At 72.3% G+C, this 17,874-nt stretch carries 18 protein-coding genes and 2 pseudogenes; 6 read left to right on the forward strand and 14 right to left on the reverse strand.

The annotated features are described in order from the left end of the window. Window positions 1-5: 5 nt before the first annotated feature. On the reverse strand, window positions 6-944 hold the full coding sequence (gene phnD / locus ABZS58_RS28725) for a phosphate/phosphite/phosphonate ABC transporter substrate-binding protein (RefSeq protein ID WP_354786335.1): 939 nt from the start codon (window positions 942-944) through the stop codon (window positions 6-8). 226 nt (window positions 945-1,170) lie between these two features. On the opposite strand from phnD, the gene ABZS58_RS28730 reads away from it, so the two are divergent. Together ABZS58_RS28730 and ABZS58_RS28735 are read left to right on the forward strand one after the other, a co-directional pair. Beyond that, window positions 1,171-1,491 (forward strand): MFS transporter, encoded by a 321-nt coding sequence (locus ABZS58_RS28730; protein ID WP_354786336.1) that lies wholly within the window; start codon window positions 1,171-1,173, stop codon window positions 1,489-1,491. 168 nt (window positions 1,492-1,659) lie between these two features. Beyond that, window positions 1,660-2,361 (forward strand): annotated as a pseudogene (locus ABZS58_RS28735) (CehA/McbA family metallohydrolase); the annotation flags it as partial. Between the two features lie 132 nt (window positions 2,362-2,493). Here the strand turns inward: ABZS58_RS28735 and ABZS58_RS28740 are convergent. The 10 genes and pseudogenes from ABZS58_RS28740 to ABZS58_RS28785 form a co-directional block, all read right to left on the reverse strand. Next, window positions 2,494-3,096, reverse strand: coding sequence for a class I SAM-dependent methyltransferase (locus ABZS58_RS28740; RefSeq protein ID WP_354786337.1), 603 nt, complete (start codon window positions 3,094-3,096; stop codon window positions 2,494-2,496). A gap of 17 nt (window positions 3,097-3,113) precedes the next feature. Further along, entirely contained in the window at window positions 3,114-3,749 is a 636-nt protein-coding gene (locus ABZS58_RS28745; protein ID WP_354786338.1) for a response regulator transcription factor, read from the reverse strand. Then, window positions 3,742-4,947, reverse strand: a complete 1,206-nt coding sequence (locus tag ABZS58_RS28750) for a sensor histidine kinase (RefSeq protein WP_354786339.1) — start codon at window positions 4,945-4,947, stop codon at window positions 3,742-3,744. Before ABZS58_RS28750 ends, ABZS58_RS28745 begins: the two co-directional genes overlap by 8 nt. Then, entirely contained in the window at window positions 4,937-5,308 is a 372-nt protein-coding gene (locus ABZS58_RS28755; protein WP_354786340.1) for a hypothetical protein, read from the reverse strand. Before ABZS58_RS28755 ends, ABZS58_RS28750 begins: the two co-directional genes overlap by 11 nt. A 112-nt stretch (window positions 5,309-5,420) precedes the next feature. Continuing rightward, a complete protein-coding gene (locus ABZS58_RS28760; RefSeq protein WP_354786341.1) occupies window positions 5,421-6,359 on the reverse strand; it encodes a hypothetical protein in 939 nt (312 codons plus the stop codon). A gap of 238 nt (window positions 6,360-6,597) precedes the next feature. Beyond that, window positions 6,598-6,822 (reverse strand): translation initiation factor IF-1, encoded by a 225-nt coding sequence (gene infA / locus ABZS58_RS28765; RefSeq protein WP_354786342.1) that lies wholly within the window; start codon window positions 6,820-6,822, stop codon window positions 6,598-6,600. Further along, window positions 6,822-7,556 carry a GNAT family N-acetyltransferase gene (locus tag ABZS58_RS28770; protein WP_354786343.1) on the reverse strand — a complete coding sequence of 245 codons (735 nt, stop codon included), beginning with the start codon at window positions 7,554-7,556 and terminating at the stop codon, window positions 6,822-6,824. The genes infA and ABZS58_RS28770 overlap by 1 nt, the downstream gene beginning before the upstream one ends. Window positions 7,557-7,953: 397 nt before the next feature. Then, on the reverse strand, window positions 7,954-8,643 hold the full coding sequence (locus ABZS58_RS28775) for a response regulator transcription factor (RefSeq protein WP_354786375.1): 690 nt from the start codon (window positions 8,641-8,643) through the stop codon (window positions 7,954-7,956). After that, window positions 8,640-8,969, reverse strand: coding sequence for an ATP-binding protein (locus ABZS58_RS28780; RefSeq protein ID WP_354786376.1), 330 nt, complete (start codon window positions 8,967-8,969; stop codon window positions 8,640-8,642). The genes ABZS58_RS28775 and ABZS58_RS28780 overlap by 4 nt, the downstream gene beginning before the upstream one ends. Window positions 8,970-9,117: 148 nt before the next feature. Continuing rightward, window positions 9,118-9,846, reverse strand: a pseudogene (locus ABZS58_RS28785) (histidine kinase dimerization/phosphoacceptor domain-containing protein); the annotation flags it as partial. 159 nt (window positions 9,847-10,005) lie between these two features. Between ABZS58_RS28785 and ABZS58_RS28790 the strand changes: the two are divergent. Beyond that, window positions 10,006-10,824 (forward strand): hypothetical protein, encoded by an 819-nt coding sequence (locus ABZS58_RS28790; RefSeq protein ID WP_354786344.1) that lies wholly within the window; start codon window positions 10,006-10,008, stop codon window positions 10,822-10,824. Here ABZS58_RS28790 and ABZS58_RS28795 read toward each other — a convergent pair. From ABZS58_RS28795 to ABZS58_RS28805, 3 genes are all read right to left on the reverse strand, one after another. Then, window positions 10,707-13,046, reverse strand: a complete 2,340-nt coding sequence (locus ABZS58_RS28795) for a bifunctional polysaccharide deacetylase/glycosyltransferase family 2 protein (protein ID WP_354786345.1) — start codon at window positions 13,044-13,046, stop codon at window positions 10,707-10,709. The genes ABZS58_RS28790 and ABZS58_RS28795 overlap by 118 nt on opposite strands. A 17-nt stretch (window positions 13,047-13,063) precedes the next feature. Further along, window positions 13,064-13,600, reverse strand: a complete 537-nt coding sequence (locus tag ABZS58_RS28800) for a hypothetical protein (protein ID WP_354786346.1) — start codon at window positions 13,598-13,600, stop codon at window positions 13,064-13,066. A 201-nt stretch (window positions 13,601-13,801) separates the two neighbouring features. Beyond that, complete coding sequence (locus ABZS58_RS28805; protein WP_354786347.1) at window positions 13,802-14,467, reverse strand: DUF305 domain-containing protein; 666 nt, start codon at window positions 14,465-14,467, stop codon at window positions 13,802-13,804. Between the two features lie 301 nt (window positions 14,468-14,768). Here ABZS58_RS28805 and ABZS58_RS28810 point away from each other — a divergent pair, with 301 nt between their 5' ends. The 3 genes from ABZS58_RS28810 to ABZS58_RS28820 all read left to right on the forward strand — a co-directional run bounded on the left by ABZS58_RS28810 (window position 14,769) and on the right by ABZS58_RS28820 (window position 17,870). After that, window positions 14,769-14,918 (forward strand): hypothetical protein, encoded by a 150-nt coding sequence (locus ABZS58_RS28810; protein WP_354786348.1) that lies wholly within the window; start codon window positions 14,769-14,771, stop codon window positions 14,916-14,918. A 112-nt stretch (window positions 14,919-15,030) separates the two neighbouring features. Continuing rightward, window positions 15,031-16,206 carry a cation:proton antiporter gene (locus ABZS58_RS28815; RefSeq protein ID WP_354786349.1) on the forward strand — a complete coding sequence of 392 codons (1,176 nt, stop codon included), beginning with the start codon at window positions 15,031-15,033 and terminating at the stop codon, window positions 16,204-16,206. Window positions 16,207-16,466: 260 nt separating this feature from the next. Further along, entirely contained in the window at window positions 16,467-17,870 is a 1,404-nt protein-coding gene (locus ABZS58_RS28820) for a glutamate decarboxylase (RefSeq protein WP_354786350.1), read from the forward strand. Window positions 17,871-17,874: the final 4 nt, after the last annotated feature.

Below are 17,874 nucleotides of genomic sequence, written 5' to 3' on the forward strand. Positions count from 1 at the left end.
CTACCTCATTTACCGCAGGCCGCGGCCTTGGTCTGCGTGCACAGATCCCGGATGATGTCGTACTTGCTGTCGTCGACCGGCGCGAGCGCGTAGAAGGTCTTCTTGAAGGCGTCGCTGTCCGCGCCGGCGACGCCCGCGGCCTGGATCTGCTCGATCGTGACGTTCTGCAGGCCCGAGATCAGCTTCTGCTTGAGGTCGGCCGGCAGGCCGTCGGCGAGGGTCATCGGCGCGCCGACGACGAACGTCTTGTTGATGACCTTCAGGCCCTTCTGGGCCTCGACGGCGACGTCCTCGGCGAAGCCGGCCTCGCACTCGGAGCCCTGGGACACCTTCAGCGCCGACGCGTCGTGCTTGCCGGCGAAGACCGGGGTCACGTCCTTGGTCGGGTCGACGCCCGCCTTGAGCAGGTTGTAGCTCGGGTACAGGTAGCCCGACGTCGACGTCTGGCTGACGAAGCAGACCTTCTTGCCCTTGAAGTCCTCGATCTTGCTGATGGTCGAGTTCTCGGGGACGATCGCCTCGGAGTAGTACCCGGGCTCCTGGCCCTTCTTCGTGATGATGGAGGCGAAGGGCGTGATCTTCGCGCCGTTCTTCTTCGCCGTCACGTACGTGAAGCCGGAGAAGCTCGCGATGTCGACCTTGCCGGAGACCGCGGCCTCGATCAGCGCGGCGTAGTCCGAGGACTCCCGGTACTCGACCTTGAGCCCGGAGATCTTGGCGATGTAGTCCTCGAGCGGCTTGTAGTTCTGCTGCGTGGCCGCGGTGTCCGGCACGACGCCGAAGACGAGCGTGCCGGAGTCCTTGGCGAACTTCCCGGACGCGGCGGCCGGCGTGCCGGCACCGGACGAGGTGGTGCTGCCGTCGTCGGAGGAGCACGCCGTGGTGCCGGCGAGCAGCACGGCCGCCGTCGCGACGCCGAGCATCATTCGCGCGGAAATCTTCATGTTCGACCCTTCTCGACCTGCAAGTTCAATCGTTCGTGGCAATCCCTGATCAGCGGCGTCAACGTAGGGATCGCAAGTGAACGTGCCGCGAACGAGCCGTAGTTCGCCGGAAACGAGCCCCAAAGGTTCGCACCTGTTACCTGACCGTTACGGAACTACGCGCGGCCGCCGGCGACGGAGAGGGCGGCGGGCGCGAGCAGGGCGAGCTTGTCCGCGTCGCTACTGCGTGGGCTGGGCCATGGTCATCGGCCGCGCCGTCATCGTCGACCTGGCCACCGGCACTGAACTCGTCCGCGTCCTCAACATCATCGCCGGGGTCGAGGGTGTCGCGCCGATCGTCGGGCCGCTCCTCGGCGCCGTCATCCTGCAGCTGTCGCACTGGCGGATCTCGTTCTGGACGGTCGCCGGGCTCGGCGCCGCGATGCTGCTGGCCGTCCTCGTCGCCGTGCCCGAAACGCTGCCGACCGAACGCCGCCACGCCGGCGGCCTGCGCGCCATGGCCCGCGCCGGCCGACACGCCCTCGCCCAGCGCCGCTACGTCGGCTAGGCAATGGCGGCACGCAGCAGCCGGACGGCCTCGTCGATCAGGATCGGATCGTCGGCGGTGGCACCCGGTCGAGAATGTCGATCGCCCGGGAATGCCACCGGTCGGGGTCGCTCATGCCGCCTCGGCTCCTCCGTCGTGGTCCGCGCCGGAGTCCGCGCGGCCGGCACAATGGTGGCCGTGGAGTTTCGAGGCGACTGTCATGTGCATTCGCTGCGGTCGCATGGTGGTGAGCTCACCCCGGCGCAGATCGTCGAGGCGGCTCGTGGGGTGGGGCTGGACTTCATCGTCATCACCGAGCACAACGCCGACGGCGCGCACGAGGCGTGGGAAGCGGCCGGGGATCTGCTGGTCGTTCTCGGGCAGGAGGTCGTCACCGGGACCGGGCACTGGCTGGCGCTCGGGCTCGACGACGGTCACGTCGTCGACGCGCTGGAGCAGGTGCAGCGGGTCGGCGGGCTGGGGGTCGTGGCGCATCCGTTCGCACCGTATCCCGGCGGCACGTTCCTGCGGCCGATGCGGGAGTTCGACGCGGTCGAGGTGTGGAACGGGCGGTGGGCTTCGGATCTGCCGTGGAACGCCGACAACGAGGCCGCGCTGGCATCGTGGAGCAGCGCGCTGCCGGACGGTGTCCACAGTGGCCGGTGGCAGCCGGCGATCGGCAACAGCGACGTGCACCTGCGCGACCAGATCGGCGTCCCGCAGACGGTGGTGCGGGCCGACACGCTCGACCGGGACGCCGTGCTCGCCGCCATCCGCGCCGGACGATGCTGGATCGCCGGATCGTCTGCGGTCCGGTTGTCATGTACCGCCAGGGCCGGTGTCCGGAGCGCGGGGATCGGTGAGCGGCTGGACGCCGGCGCCGCGCCGGTCACGGTCGAAGTCAGGGTCCAGGGCGTCCCGGAGGGCAGCGTCAGCTTCCACACCGACCGCGGCCGCGAACACCACGACGTGCTGCCTCCCGAGGGCGCCGGCGCGATCGCATGGCGGCGCTCACCAACCCGGTCATCCTGCGGTAGCGGCGATGGCGAAGTGCGGGCGGTGCCGGGGGTCGGTGGGGCGGGGCAGGCGTTCGACCTCGGTGAACCCGGCCCGGGTGAGGCGCTCGGAGAGCTCGTCCATCGGCCACCGGTAGGCGGTCGTCACCTTGTGGTCGAACGCGGCCACCTCGGGGCCCTCGAACATGCCGAGCACGAGCGTTCCCGCCGGGGCGACGGCTCGGCGGAACTCGGTGAGCACGCCGTGCAGGTCCTGCGGCGGGAGGTGGATCAGCGAGTACCAGGCGAGGATGCCGGCGACCGACTGGTCGGGGGCGTCGAGCCGGTCGAGGGATCCGAGCTCGTACCTGCCGTCCGGAAAGCAGGTCCGGGCGTGGGCGATGAACTCGGGGACCAGGTCGATGCCCGTCGCGTCGGCGCCGAGGCCGCGCAGGTGGTCGGTGATGTGGCCGGGACCGCAGCCGAGGTCGAGGACCGGGCCACGGGCACCTCCCAGGTGCCGGCCGATGAAGGCCAGGTCGTCGGGGTGCACCTGCTGCCTCGTGCCGAACAGCTCGATGTAGAGGTCCGCGACGGACGCGTACGACTGCCGGACCCGATCCGTCTCCACGGCCACGACCCTACAAGTCAGGCGATGCCGGCGTCGCGGGCGCGGACGATGGCCTCGGCGCGGCTGGCGACGTGGAGTTTGGTGAAGATGTTGCTGACGTAGTTGCGGATGGTTTTCGCGCTGAGGTTGAGACGCGCGGCGATGGCGTCGTTGGGCAGGCCGCGGGCGACGAGCTGCAGCACGTTGCGTTCGCTGGCGGTGAGGGTCGGGAACGGCTCGGCGGGGCGCCCGGCGAAGAAGGCCATGATGCGGGTCGCGACCGCCGGGCTGTAGATGGCCTCGCCGTTGGCGACGGCGAGGATCGCCCGGGTCATCTCCTCGTCCTCGGTGTCCTTGAGGACGTAGCCGAGGGCGCCGGCGCGCAGGGCGGCGAACACCGAGTCGTCGTCGGCGAACATCGTCACGACCAGGATCCGGCGGTCCGGGTCGTGGACGGTGAGGCGGCGGATCGCGGCGAGCCCGTCGACGCCGGGCATCTGCAGGTCCAGCAGGACCAGGCGCGGCCGGAGGGACTCGGCGAGCCGGATGGCCTCGTCGCCGTCTGCGGCCTCGGCCACGACCTCGACGCCGGGCATCGTCTGCAGTAGCGCGCGCAGGCCCTTGCGGAACATCGGGTGGTCGTCGGCGATCAGGACGGTGATCGGGTCAGGCATGTGACCTCATCGGGAACGTGGCGGCGACCCGGGTGCCGCCGCCGTCGGCCGGGCCGATGTCGATCGTGCCACCCAGCTCCGTGCTGCGCTCGCGCATCGAGTGATGGCCGACGCCGGCCAGGTAGGACGCCGGCAGGCCGCGGCCGTCGTCGGTGACGGTGAGCGCGACGGAGTCCGGCGGGAACGTGAGCTCGACGGTGCAGTGGGTCGCGGCGGCGTGCCGGGCCGCGTTGTGCAGTGCCTCGGCGGTGATCCGGTAGATCGCCACCTCGACCGCGGCGGGCAGGGCCGGCATCGGCGAGGGGACGGTCACGGTCCGGGCCAGCCCGTCGGTGGGGTTGAGGTTGCGCAGCGCGTCAGCCAGGCCGAACTCGTCCAGCATCGGCGGGCGCAGCTCGTACACCAGCCGCCGGATCTCACCGGTCGCCTGCCGCACACCGGTGCGCAGCTCCCCCGCCAGCTGCTCGGCCGCCGCCGGGTCCGACCGCAGGGTGTGCTGCAGGACGCCGAGCTGCAGGCCGAGCGAGGCGAGCGTCGGGGCGAGCCCGTCGTGCAGGTCCCGGCGGATGCGCCGGCGCTCCTCCTCGCGGGCCGTCACCAGCTGCTCGCGGGAGGACTGCAGCGCCGCCGCGAGCCCGGCCGCGTGCAGCGTGACGGCGACGTGCCGGGCCAGGTCCTCCAGCAGGCGGACGTCGGCGGCCGACAGCCAGTCGCGGCGGCGGGCGCTCACCCGCAGCGTGCCAAGGGTCACCTGGTGGTGCCGCAGCGGGATGGCGGTGACGGCGGCGCCGTCGGGGACCGCGCCGTGGACGGTGACGACCCGCCCGCCGGCCTCGATCTCGACGTACGGCAGGGACAGCGTCTCGGCCAGCAGCGCCGTCACGCTCGGCAGCAGCTCGTCGGGGTGCGGGCCGGACTGCAGCTGCCGGTACACGCGACCGGCGACGTCGTAGGTGTTGTCGCGCTGACCGTACGAGAGCTGGTGGACGCCACGTTCGACGTGCGCCGCCACCGGTGACCACGTCACGACCACGACGGCGAACGCGATCACGTGGGACCACCACGGGATCTCGGCGAACGTCGCGATCGGCCGGTCCGGCCACGTGGTGACGACGGCGACCAGTGCGGCGGCGATCAGCACGTACCAGAGCATCAGGAACGGGAAGAGGACGCGGTACAGCCACCGCTCACGCCACATGCACGACCCGCTCCCGCCAGAGGCACAGGCTGATCACGACCACGTGGTGGACCAGCATCGCCGACGCGAACACGAACTCGCCGGCGGTGGTGTCGAACAGCAGCGACCCGACCGCCTGCACCACCCAGAACGCGTTGACGACGATCAGCAGCACGGCGCCCCACTTCTGTGCGCGCCAGGCCCCGTACGCGGCGACGAGCGCGATGACGTCGGAGGCGAAGCTGCCGACGACGATGGCGAACGGGTCCTTGCTCCCGCTCGCGCCGAGGACCAGGTTGGGCAGGTCGAACAGGGTGATGCCGATCAGCGCCACCAGCACGGAGAGCACGGCCGCGATCTTCAGCGCGGTGGAACGGGTCATGGCAGCCATCAGAAACCTCCGGGTCGGGGTTGTCGAGGGCTTCACCGTAGGAACGCCGCGACCCGACGGTCAGGAGGCAGCCGTCCCGGGCTTTTGGGACATCGCGTTGGGACTATCCCCTGGCCTCGAACGAGGCCTGCACGCCCAGCTCCAGCAGCACCCGGCACAGCACGCTGTATCCGGATCCGTCCCGATAGTTGTCGTACGTGCGGGCCCTGCCGGTGAACGGGCGGACCTTCACCCGGCCCGGGCGCAGCTCGATCCGCTCGATCGCGGCCCACGGCGTGGGCGTGGCGTCCTTGGGGCCGCCGATCCCGTCGCGGGTGACCCTGACGTCGCCACGCGTGAGGACGCCGCCGGCGCGGACGGCGGCGGCCTGCCGGGCCACGACCCGGGACACGGCCTGGCCGGTGATCAGGTCGCCGATCGACGGGAAGCGGGGTATCGCGGCGCCGACCTCGCCCGGTAGCAGCGCGGCGATGATGCCACCGGCCGGCCCGTACGGGTCGAGCGCGTTGGAGTACCCCGCCGTGACCGGCAGGATCCGGCCGCCGGCGATGGTGAGTCGGAACCCGTCGTAGTCCCAGCCGGACTCCGAGCCGGACGAGCTCCACTCGTCGACCACGTCGGTCACCTCGTCCCAGCGGACCGGGCGCGGCGGCCCTTCCGGGTCGGCCTCCGCCAGGCCGCCGGTGTAGCCGTACAGCCACCGGGTGAACCGGCGGCGCCGCGCCGCGAGCGCGCACCCGAGGATGTAGCCACCGGCGAGCACCGGCGACACGCCGAGGACCGGGACCGCCGCGTCGGGCGCCCACAGGGCGAGCAGCACCACGCCGGCCACGAAGACCGGGACCGGCGCGATCAGCAGCAGGACCCGGCGCGTGCCGAGCGGCGGCGTGATCTCGGCGTGGTAGATGCCCAGCGGCTCACCCAGGCCGAGCCCCTGGCCGACCTGGACGGCGTGCTGCCAGTTGGCGGCGCTCTGCTGCTGCCGCTGCGCGACCCGCCGCTGGAACGCCGCATCCAGCTCCTGCCGCTGCCTGGCGCTCATGCCCATACCCATCTGGATAGCACCGCCGGGCAACCGCACGGACGTCGCGGTGCGGTTCTGACCCGCTGATCGGTGCGATGGCTTCCGTGACGGGCGAGCGTGGTCCGAACAGTTGCGACAACCATGCCGACGCCCCTGGGCTGCGACCCGATTGCCGCGTCGCAGCCCAGCCTGACCCCGCCCGGCCCGCGGGTCATCAGTGCCGTCCCTGCGGACGTCCGCCGGACCGGGGCGGCGGTCAGTTGCGGTACCGGAAGAGGATCCGGCCTCTCGTCAGGTCGTACTGGCTGAGCTCGACCAGCACACGGTCGAATGGCAGAACCTTGATGTAGTTCTTGCGGATCTTGCCGCTGATGTGGGCCAGGACGATGTGGCCGTTGGCGAGCTCGACGCGGAACTTGGCGTCGCGCAGGCACTCCAGCACGGTGCCCTCGAGCTGGATGCCGTCGGTTGCCTTGGGCATCAGCGGATCACCAGCTCGAGGTTGCTGCCGGTGCGGTGCGCGCCGGCGGCCTCGAAGAGGGCGACGGCCGCGGTGTTGGCCTCGTGCACGTCCGCGGAGACCGTCGCGACGCCGCGGGTGTGGGTGGCCGCCAGGATCTCCGCGAGCAGAGCGCGGGCGATGCCGCGGCGGCGGCGGTCGGACCGGACCGCGATGAGGCCGATCCTCGTGTGCCTCGGCAGCAGCGCCAGGCGGGCCAGGCCCACGTAGGCGTCGGCCTCGGCAGCGACCGCGTAACAGGTGGGGTCGAGCGGCCGCGACAGCACCGCCGCCGGCATCTGGTCCCAACCGGTCGTGGCCTCGATCCCGGCGCGGACCGTGCGGTCCAGGTGGCGCAGCGGGCCCAGCTCGGCGGTGCCCATGGGCAGGAGCGTCAGCCCCGGCGGCGCTGCCGCACGATCGCCGTCGCTCGACATGACGTACTCCCACTCGCGGCGGCGGGTGGTCAGGCCGGCCTGCACCCACCGGGTTCGCAGGTCGAGGTCGGCCTCGTCCACGACGGTGTACAGCGGCCGCGGCAGGGCGGCCAGCATGGCCCCGGCGAGGCGGGTGAAGACGTCGTCGTGCCAGGCATCGACGCTCAGGAAGAGCCGGCCGTCCGGGCGGGGCGAGGCGTCGCCGCGGCCGACCACGAGGTCGTCGTCGAGGGCATGCCACTGCCGCTCGGCGACGCGCGTGATGACGAGTGTGTTCATCGGTGTCACCTTTCGGGAGATCCCAAGGGGACGCTCCCGGGCGGCACCTACCGCAGTCGCCCGACCGTGACGGGAATGGGGAGCACCCACATCGCTACAACGCTCACGGTGCTCACCCCCTCAGGCCGGACCACGGTCGACGACACGTTACCGCCGCCGCCCGCCCCCCGTCCACCGACTATTCGATCTCAGCGACCTCGGCAACGGCCTCCATCGGGGAAAGCGTCACCTGGAGGCCCTCCGCCGTCAGCAGGTCCGCCAGGATCGTCATCTCCGCCGGCGCCGTCCCACGGCAGCGCGGGCACGGTCCGCCGAGCTCCCGCCGGCAGGACGCTCACCGTGTGCCGCCTCGAGGTGTACGCCGGTGAACGGCTCGTCGCGGCGGGACAGCAGACACTCATCCGGGTCGGTCGAGGAGACCCGCCTCGCGGGCCAGGAGCGCCGCCTGGGTCCGGTTCTCCAGGCCGAGCCGGGTCAGGATCCGGTTGACGCGGCTCTTCACCCCCGCCTCCGACAGCGACAGCGTGCGGGCGATCCGCGCGTTGGACAGCCCTCGCCCGAGCAGCACGAGGACCTCCAGCTCACGAGCGGTGAGCCCATCGACGGAAGCGGCGGCACCGACGGGCGCGGCGGCTGCGGCGGGCGCGGCGGCTGCGGCGGTGAAGGTGTCGATGAGGCGGCGGGTGACCGCCGGAGCGAGCACCGCGTCCCCCGCCGCCACCGCCCTGATCGCGTCGCACAGCTGATCCGGCGACGCGTTCTTCAGCAGGAACCCGCTCGCACCGGCCCGCAACGCCGACCGCACATACTCGTCGAGGTCGAACGTGGTCAGCACGAGCACCTTCGGCGCCGGCGGTGGGTGCGGCCACCCGCCGACGATGCGGCGGGTCGCTTCGACCCCGGTCAGGCCCGGCATCCGCACGTCCATCAGCACGACGTCGGGCCGCAGTCCGGCGGCGAGCGCCACGGCCCGCTCGCCGTCGGCCGCCTCGCCGACGACCTGCAGACCGGGGCGCCGGTCCAGGATCGCCCGCAGCGCGGCGCGGACCATCTCCTGGTCGTCGGCGATGAGCACGGTGACGGTCACGGCTCGCGCTCCCACGGGAACGTCGCGGACACCCGCCAGCCGCCGCCGGGGCGCGGGCCGGTCTGCAGGGTGCCGCCGAACAGCGCGACCCGCTCCCGCATCCCGATCAGCCCGAGACCGGCGCCCGGCATCGGCGGATGCCCGGCGGCGGCCGGACCGTTGTCGATGCCGACGTCCAGCATCCGCCCATCCTGGTGCGCGACCACCCGCACCGCCACGGCGCCCGAGTGCTTCAGCACGTTGGTGAGCGCTTCCTGGACGACGCGGAACGCGGACACCTGCACGGCGGCGGGAACGTCGGGGCCGACCGACACGTCGAGGTCCACGGTGCAGCCGGCCGTCGTCGCGAACGCCGCCAACTGGTCGAGGTGCCCGAGCGACGGCTCCGGCTCCTGGGCGGGCGGCCTCGCCGTCGGAGAGCAGCTTCAGCAGCCGGCGCATCTCCAGCAGGGCGGTGTCGGCGGCGGCACCGATGGCTTCGACGCCGCGGCCGGCGAGCGGCGGGTCGTCGATGATGACCTCGGTGGTCGCCCGTGCCTGGATGGCGATGGCGCTGACGTGGTGGGCGACGAGGTCGTGCAGGTCGCGGGCGATGCGGGCGCGCTCGGCGGTGACGGCACGCCCGGCGCTGCGCTGCTGCTCGGCGCGCAGCCGGGCGGTCAGGTCGCGCAGCGCGGCGGCGTCGGAGTGGATGTGCCGCTGCGACCTGCCGAGCTGCCACAACCCCGCGACGAGTCCGACGGCGACCGTGACCTCGATGATCCCGGGCCGCAGCGCCGGTGGCAGCGGCGTGCCGGCGATCGGCCGATACACCGCGTCGTGCCCGAACATGGCGACCGCCGCCACACCCACCGACGCGAGGCTCAACGGCGGCGGCGCATACCGGGCGACGGCATACACGGCGAACCCGAGCGGAAGACCGTCGCGGAAGCTGATGACCGGGTCGACGAGCTCGAACGCCACGTATGCCACGCTGGTCGCGAGCATGACCGTCCACGGGTGGGTGCGGCGCCACAGCATCGGGGCGGCCTGCGCGACCAGCAGCGTCCACAGCGCGGCGGCGGTGACGGGGTCGGCGGGTGAGAACGGCGCGGTCGGCCAGTCGGGCGGGCCGATGCTCTGCCGGAGCAGGACCATCGCGACGGCGAGCGCGCAGGCGATCAGGGCGTCTGCCACCCTTGGCCGCCACTGCCACAGTCCCATGATCACCTCCCTTGTGCAGCATCACTCTAAGTCGCGGGTGTGACAGTTTCGGCGAAAGGAATCCAAAGTTGCGGCCCGCCTCCTCCACGCGGCCGAGGGGATGTCCGTGTGCCGCTTCTACGGTCGAACCACGTGATCGAACGAACCGGAGGATGTTCCTTGACCAGCACAGCACTCCAGTCGCGGCCCGCTCGTACATCGGCGGCGCTGACGGCTCTTGTCGTCGCGTCCGCCGTCGCGTTCGTGGCCGCTCCTGCCACCCTCGCGGGCGGCGACCACGCCGGCGAGGGCGCGCTCAGGTCAGCGGCCCGCGGGGCGTTCGTCGGCTACTGGCGGGCCGGCGACGCGGACCTCACCCCCGCCATGCAGCGCGTCGCCGACTACTGGCTGCGATACCACGTCGCCAAGGCGGTGATCGCGGCGCTGCTCCTGACCGCGCTCACCGCCCTCGGTCTGCGGATCTGGCGTCGGTACGTCGAAGCCGACCGCCACCGGATCGCCCTGGCCGCCGGCGGGGCGCTCGCCACGGCCTTCGCGCTCGGGACCCTCGCGGCCCTCATGGCCAACCTGCAGGGCGCCGCGGCACCGTTCGCGTCGTTGATGCCGATGCTCGTGGACAGCCCGCCCGACGCGCAGCTCGCCGGCCCGCTCGACGAGGTCCGGCAGCAGCTGTCCGGCGTCGTGCACGAGCATCGGGCCGCCTCGCCGGTCCTGCAACGGATGATCGACGACTACGCGCTGTACCACTGGGTGATCGCCGTCATCGCCACGGTCGTGGTCGCGGTCCTCGTCGCGGCGGGCGTGCTGCTGTGGCGGCGGCGCACGTCAGCGACGGGCCCGGCGCGACGGGTCCTCGCCTCCTACGGCGTGCTGTCGGCGCTGGTCGCCCTCGCCCTGGCCGTCGTGGTCGTGGCCAACGTCGGCACCGCCGCGGCTCCCGGCCCCGGCTTCCTCGGCTTCTTCGAGGGCGGCTGGTGACCCTGACGGTCTAGGAACGGGGACTCCTCACGAGCCCTCGCGTGGCGGCCGGCCTGCCCTGCGGCCCGTTCCGGGCCTTCTGCCCGCCCCGGCACCACCATGAGCGGCGCCACCGGAGGTGCCGGGGCGGCCGCGGCGGCGGAGCCCGCCCGGTGGAGTTTGTGCCAGCGGAGCCGGGCGCCGGTGAGGGCCGTGCCGAGGGACTGCAGGAGCACGAGGTACATGAGCTGGCGGTAGACGATCTGCTGCAGTGGCAGGACCCACAGGGCGCGGAGTTTCTCCTTGTCGAAGCGGAAGGCGACGACGGCGGTGAGGACCTGCATGGCGAACATGGCGAGCCAGGCGCCGGTGGTGACCATCCAGCTGGAGAAGCACAGGCCGTACACGAGCATGATGTCGATGAGCGGGGCGAGCAGGGGAAGCGCGATGCCGAAGAACGCGACGAAGGGCAGGCCGATCCGGCCGAACCGGCCCGAGGGACCGCGGTCCAGGATCGAACGGCGGTGCTTCCACATCGCCTGCATGGTGCCGTAGCTCCAGCGGTAGCGCTGCAGCCACAGTTGCCGCAGGGTGGCGGGGGCCTCGGTCCAGGCGCGGGCGCGTTCCTCGTAGACGACGCGCCAGCCGGTGCGGCACAGCGCCATGGTGGCGTCGGTGTCCTCGGCGAGGGTGTCGTGGCTGATCCCGCCGATGTCCTGCAACGCCTCGCGGCGGAACGCGCCGATCGCGCCGGGGATGGTGGGCATGCAGCGCAGGATGTCGTACAGCCGGCGGTCCAGGTTGAACCCGATGACGTACTCGATGTGCTGCCACCGGGCCACGATCGAACGACGGTTGCCGACCTTGACGTTGCCCGCGACCGCGCCGACCGAAGAATCGGCGAACGGCTGCACCAGATGCCGGATCGAGTCCGGCTCGAAGACGGTGTCGCCGTCGACCATGACGATCAGATCATGCTGAGCCAGCGCCACCCCGGCGTTGAGCGCATTCGGCTTGCCACCGTTGGGGATTCGCGCCACCCGCACGTTCGGTAATCGCAACGCCTCCACCAGCGCCGCCGTGTCGTCGGTCGAGCCGTCGTCGACGACGACCACCTCGATCCCACCCGGATGGTCGCCGCCCGCCAGGGACCGCACCGCCGCCTCGATCCCCTCCTTCTCGTTGTAGGCCGGCACGATCACCGACACCGGCAGCCGCACCGGCGGTCCCCACCGCCACGACGCGGCCCGTCGCCGCCGCGCGTGCCGGCCCGCGAGCAGGAGCAGCGCCACGGTGCGGGCGATCGTCAGCAGGCCGGCGACCAGGAACAGCACGCGGAGGCTCGCCGTCACCCAGTCGGCCAGCACGACGGCTGTGGCCAGGGCGAACGCCCGCCGCTGGTCGACCGCGCCCGCCGGCGCCTCGACGACCGCCTGCCCTGCGAGCGTGCGCGCCAGGCCCTGCGACACGGTGGTGAAGGTGTAGCCGCGCCGCTGCATCAGGGGAATGAACTTGTCCAGCGCCGCGACGGTCTGCGCGCGGTCGCCGCCGCCGTCGTGCATGGGCACGATGGCGCCCGAGTCGCCCGGCGGGGTCGCGCCGGCGACGATCGCGTCGACGCCGGGCGTGCTCCAGTCCCGGCTGTCCGTGTCTGCCATGATCGTCAGATAGCCGAGCCCGCCGGCCTCCCGGATCAGCGGCCACTCGGTGTCGTCGATGGCACGGGCGCTGGAGGAGTACGGCAGCCGCAGCAGCGCCGACTTGGCGCCGGTGGCGTGGACGACGGCGAGCTGGGTCTGGGAGTACTCCAGCTCGCGTTGCCACCGTGGCAGGCGGTCGAGCTGCGGGTGCGTGAAGGTGTGCACGCCGATCTCGTCGCCGGCCCGGGCCAGCTCGGTGACGATGTCCGGGTGCCGGATGACCTGGGAGCCGACGACGAAGAACGTGGCGTTGACGTGGTGCCGGCGCAGCACCTCCACGACACGCGGCGTCCACTCCGGGTCCGGGCCGTCGTCGAAGATGAGGGCGATGGTGCGGGCCGGCAGCCGGTAGGAGCGCACCGTGCCGTTGCGGGTGTCGATGATCGGGCCGCCGCCGATGACCTCGGCCGGGACCTCGGTGCGCTGCCCGGCGCTCACGGTGTGGTCGGGGTGGAACTCGGCATTGGTGTAGGCCTCGACCAGCAGCGCGCCGACCAGCACGCTGAGCGCGACCCCACCGAAGATCAGACGACTGAAGGACACCCGCTGCCGCGTGCGGGTCACGCCGGGCCCACAACGACGACCACGGTGGCGCCGGGGGCGGAGCTCTGCGGGGCGCTCGGCTGCGGCGTCGCGGTCGCAGCGGCCGACGTGACCGGCGTGACCGGCGTGGCGGACGGTGAAGCGGAAGGCGGCGCGCTCGTCGTCGCCTCGGGGGACGGCGCGGTGCTCACGGAGCCACTCGGCTTGACGGACGCACCCGCCGCACCGGGTGCGGCGCTGCTGCGGGCGGACCCGGTGCCGGTGGCCCGTTTGCCGGGCTGGCCGGGCGCGGGTGTGTGCTGCTTGGCCGGCGTCGTCGCGGACGCGGACTGTGCGGGTGCCGGAAACGACAGCAGGTCCAGCGGGCCGGTGAAGAGGAACGCGGCGACCAGCACCAGCACCGCATAGACCAGTGCCGCTACACCGCTGAGATGGAAGAAGAATCGGATTCGCCGGCCACGGCGGCCCGTGGCATCGACGAAGACAGGCGCTGACACGTCACCGGCGGTCATGACGTCGACCGCCTCATCGACGGCCGGGGCATTCACGGACACGACGCGAGCATAGGAGCGGCCTGCCGTTGAAATGGCGGGAAGAACGGCCTGGACGCAGGGCGTCACCGAATCTCCCACGGCGCTCACCCTGCGACCGCTCCCGTTTCACCCTGCGGTACCACGACCTCGGCGCCGAATTCACCCGGTGGTGAGGTCCTCCATCCCCCGGCGACCCGGCCTGTCCGCGCGGGGCTCAACTGTTCATGAATGGCCGGCCATCTGCCGCATCCCGACGATCTCGGCCTGCTGCGTCGTCACGATGCGGGCGGCGAGTGCCTTGGCGTCCGGGTTGGCGCCGTGGGCCAGCTCCGCCTGGGCCATCATGATCGCCCCCTGGTGGTGATCGATCATCATCCGGAGAAACAGCTTGTCGAAGTCGTTGCCGGTCGCGGCCTTCAGCTCCGCCATGTCCGCGCTGGACATCATGCCCGGCATCGTCGGCATCCCGCTGGGCACCATCCCGCTGGGCATCATGCCAGGTGGCGTCATGCCGCTCGGCATGCACTGCATGCCGGGACAGCTCGGCATCGTGGTCGGCCGGCCCCAGGTGGCCAGCCAGCCCTCCATCGTCGCGATCTCCGCCTTCTGCCCGGCACTGATCTTGGCGGCGAGTTGACTGACGTCCGGATCGGTCGCCTTCTTCGCGGCGAGGGCGGCCATCTCCACGGCCTGCTCATGGTGCCGGATCATCAAGCGGACGAACGTGGCGTCGGCGGCGTTGAACGTCGGGTTGACGCTCACGCCGCCGCTGGCCGGTGCCGTAGGAGTACCACCGCTGCTCGCGGTGTCACCGCAGGCGGCGAGTGTGACGGTGACGGTGAGGACGGCGCCGACGATCAGGGCGCGGCCTCGGGCGGAGTCCTTCATGGGCGCAGCATCTTTCGGCTCGGTGGTGGTGGACCGGGCGACGCCGAACACGGGCGCTTCCGACCGGATCGCGTAGCCTTGGAGGTGCGCCCGGCCCGTGCCGCCGGGCACCGGCACCGCCCCCAAGCTCGCAGGCGTGCGGTCGGCGTACTTCCCGGACCGCGCGGCGATATGCGAGCTCCACAGCACCGGACCACGGGCTCACCCGGACGGGCCGCCTCGCATTCCTCACTGTCCCCCCTGCGGGGTAGGGACCTTCGCCCCCGCCGAGAGGGACCCCTTCGGGGTGCACGGCGGGACGGTGCGGGAGACGGTGGAGGTGTCCCGCGGCGGCCACAGTCACGACCCGGAGAGGAGCGTCGTGATGATGTACTGGGGCGACGGCATGGGCGCCTGGGGCATGGCGCACCTGACCGTGGTGCTCGACGGGCAACCGCCCAGCAGCTGGTGATGGACCTGTTCCCACGATCACGGCGCGGGTCGGATCGACAGAGGCCGGCGCATGCCGGCCGGCTGCCGCGTGCCGGGCAGGCCGCCCCGGTCGCCCGGCTGCGGGACCCCGGATGAGTCTCGGCCTGCTGGCGCTGGTCTCGGTGTCGGGTCTGGCCGGTCCGCTCCTGGCGCTGTCCCGCCGGTGGGGGCCGCCCGTCGTCGTCGGGGAGCTGCTGGCGGGCGTGGCGCTCGGCCCGATGGGCGCCGGCGTGCTGCACGCCGGCGACCCGACGTTCACGTTCCTGGCCAACGTGGGGTTCGCGCTGGTCATGTTCGTCGCCGGCTCGCATGTGCCGATCCGCGACCCCGTACTGCGCGAGGCGCTGCCGGTGGGGCTCGGGCGCGCGGTGCTCGTCGCCGCGGTGTCCTTCCCCGTCGCGTTCGTGATCGCCAGGGCGTTCGGCACCGGCCACGTCGCCCTCTACACGGTGCTGCTCGCCTCGTCGTCAGCGGCGCTGGTGCTGCCGATGCTCGACGTGCTGCACCTGACCGGCCGACCGGTGCTGGAGCTGCTGCCTCAGGTCGCGGTCGCCGACGCGGTCTGCATCGTTGCGCTGCCACTCGCCATCGACCCGGCGCGGGCGGGCCGGGCCGCGCTCGGCGCTGCGGTACTCGTCGCCGCCACGGTCATCGTGTTCGCCGCGCTGCGGCTGGCGGAGCGCCGGGGTTGGCGCAAGCGGCTGCACCGGCTGTCCGAGCGACGCAAATTCGCGCTGGAACTGCGCATCAACCTGGCCCTGCTGTTCGGCCTCGGCGCGGTCGCGCAGTCCACCCGGGTCTCGGTCATGCTCGCCGGGTTCGGCTTCGGAATCGCCGTGGCCGCCGTCGGCGAGCCGCGCCGGCTCGCCCGGCAACTGTTCGCAGTCACCGAAGGGTTCATCGGTCCGCTGTTCTTCGTCTGGCTCGGCACCTCACTGGACGTCGCCGCCCTCGGCCGTCATCCGGCACTGGTCGGGCTCGGCGCCGCCCTCGGCGTCGGCGCGGTGATGACGCATCTCGCGGCACGAGCGACCGGGCAACCGGCGACCCTGGCCGCCCTCGCCGGCACCCAGATCGGTGTCCCCGTCGCCGCGGCGACCCTCGGCGCCCAGGAGCATCTGCTGGCCGACGGCGAACCCGCCGCCCTGATCCTCGGCGCTCTGATCACCATCGCCGTCGCGACCATCGCAACGATCCTCGCTCCGCGGGCAGATCCCGACGCCGCCGCAGGTGCCGGCCCCGATGCGGGGCAGCGGCCTGCCGGATGAGCGTCGCGGCGCGGTGCCCGTCCGCGCCGGGCAGGCCGGTCCGGCCGCCGCCCGGCGCACAGCGTCATCGCCGGACCCGACGATCCCGTAGGTCGCCGGCACGGCGCGAATGTGTATGTCCCTACCGGCTGGGCAGGGACCACTGACCGTTCGACGGAAGTGCCGCAGACCCCGTCCGGTGGAGCGCGCCCGGCGCGATCCGGCGACGAGACCCTCGCCGCGGCGGCGGCGCGGGGACCGACTGACAGGACGGTGCGACGATGGTGCTGCACAGGGCCCTTCCACCACGGCGGCCGGAGGCCGCAGACGGCGGGAACCCGTTCGCGACGGTCGCCAACCCGGCGCTGGTCCAGCAGGTGACCGCGCCCCGCGACACGCTGGCCGAGGATCCGGTGCCCGCCGACACCGCCTGGCAGCTCGTGCACGACGAGCTGATGCTCGACGGCAACGCCCGGCTGAACCTCGCCACGTTCGTCACGACCTGGATGGAGCCGCAGGCGACCCGCCTGATGGCCGAGTGCGTCGACAAGAACATGATCGACAAGGATGAGTACCCGCAGACCGCCGAGTTCGAGCGGCGATGCGTCAGCATCCTCGCCGACCTGTGGCACGCTCCGGACCCGGCCGACGTGATCGGCTGCTCGACCACCGGGTCCAGTGAGGCGTGCATGCTGGCCGGCCTGGCCCTGAAGCGGCGCTGGGCGGCCCGGCATCCGGCCGGCGAGGTCCGGCGGCCCAACCTGGTGATGGGCATCAACGTGCAGGTCTGCTGGGAGAAGTTCTGCAACTACTGGGAGGTCGAGCCCCGCCTGGTGCCGATGGACGGCGACCGGCTGCACCTGACCGCGCAGGAGGCCGCGGCGTACTGCGACGAGAACACCATCGGCGTGGTCGCGGTCCTCGGCTCGACGTTCGACGGCAGCTACGAGCCGGTCGCCGAGATCGCCGCCGCGCTCGACGCGCTGCAGCAGCGCACCGGATGGGACATTCCACTGCACGTCGACGGCGCCTCCGGGGCGATGATCGCGCCGTTTCTGGACCCGGACCTGAAGTGGGACTTCCGGCTCGACCGGGTCGCCTCCATCAACACCTCCGGCCACAAGTACGGCCTGGTGTATCCCGGCGTCGGCTGGGTCCTCTGGCGCCACCGCGACGCCCTGCCGGAGGACCTCGTCTTCAACGTCAACTACCTCGGTGGCAGCATGCCGACGTTCGCGCTGAACTTCTCCCGCCCGGGCGCGGAGGTCGTCGCGCAGTACTACACCTTCTTCCGCCTCGGCCGCACCGGCTTCCGCGCCGTCCAGCAGGCGTCCCGCGACGTGGCCCTCTACCTTTCCGGCCGGATCGCCGCCATGGGGCCGTTCCGGCTGCTGAGCCGCGGCGACCAGCTGCCGGTGTTCGCATTCACCACGAACGGCGATGTCGACGCGTTCAACGTGTTCGACGTCGCCCGACGACTGCGCGAACGCGGCTGGCTGGTCCCGGCGTACACCTTCCCGGCCAACCGCACCGACCTCGCCGTGCTGCGGGTCGTGATCCGCAACGGCTTCACCCGCGACCTGGCCGACCTGCTGCTCGCCGACCTTGCCCGGCTGCTGCCCGAACTGCGGGCCCAGCCCCGGCCGCTGCACCCCGCCGCCGGCAGCACCGGATTCCACCACTGACGTG

Source organism: Dactylosporangium sp. NPDC005555 (assembly GCF_040605635.1).
GTDB lineage: Bacteria > Actinomycetota > Actinomycetes > Mycobacteriales > Micromonosporaceae > Dactylosporangium.

What these genes read in the sequence shown, in the direction of transcription:
- phnD (WP_354786335.1), bottom strand. Translation starts at nt 944, where the DNA reads ATGAAGATTTCCGCGCGAATGATGCTCGGCGTCGCGACGGCGGCCGTG.
- ABZS58_RS28745 (WP_354786338.1), bottom strand. Translation starts at nt 3,749, where the DNA reads ATGCCTGACCCGATCACCGTCCTGATCGCCGACGACCACCCGATGTTC.
- ABZS58_RS28750 (WP_354786339.1), bottom strand. Translation starts at nt 4,947, where the DNA reads ATGTGGCGTGAGCGGTGGCTGTACCGCGTCCTCTTCCCGTTCCTGATG.
- ABZS58_RS28755 (WP_354786340.1), bottom strand. Translation starts at nt 5,308, where the DNA reads ATGACCCGTTCCACCGCGCTGAAGATCGCGGCCGTGCTCTCCGTGCTG.
- ABZS58_RS28760 (WP_354786341.1), bottom strand. Translation starts at nt 6,359, where the DNA reads ATGAGCGCCAGGCAGCGGCAGGAGCTGGATGCGGCGTTCCAGCGGCGG.
- infA (WP_354786342.1), bottom strand. Translation starts at nt 6,822, where the DNA reads ATGCCCAAGGCAACCGACGGCATCCAGCTCGAGGGCACCGTGCTGGAG.
- ABZS58_RS28770 (WP_354786343.1), bottom strand. Translation starts at nt 7,556, where the DNA reads ATGAACACACTCGTCATCACGCGCGTCGCCGAGCGGCAGTGGCATGCC.
- ABZS58_RS28805 (WP_354786347.1), bottom strand. Translation starts at nt 14,467, where the DNA reads ATGAAGGACTCCGCCCGAGGCCGCGCCCTGATCGTCGGCGCCGTCCTC.
- ABZS58_RS28815 (WP_354786349.1), top strand. Translation starts at nt 15,031, where the DNA reads ATGAGTCTCGGCCTGCTGGCGCTGGTCTCGGTGTCGGGTCTGGCCGGT.
- ABZS58_RS28820 (WP_354786350.1), top strand. Translation starts at nt 16,467, where the DNA reads ATGGTGCTGCACAGGGCCCTTCCACCACGGCGGCCGGAGGCCGCAGAC.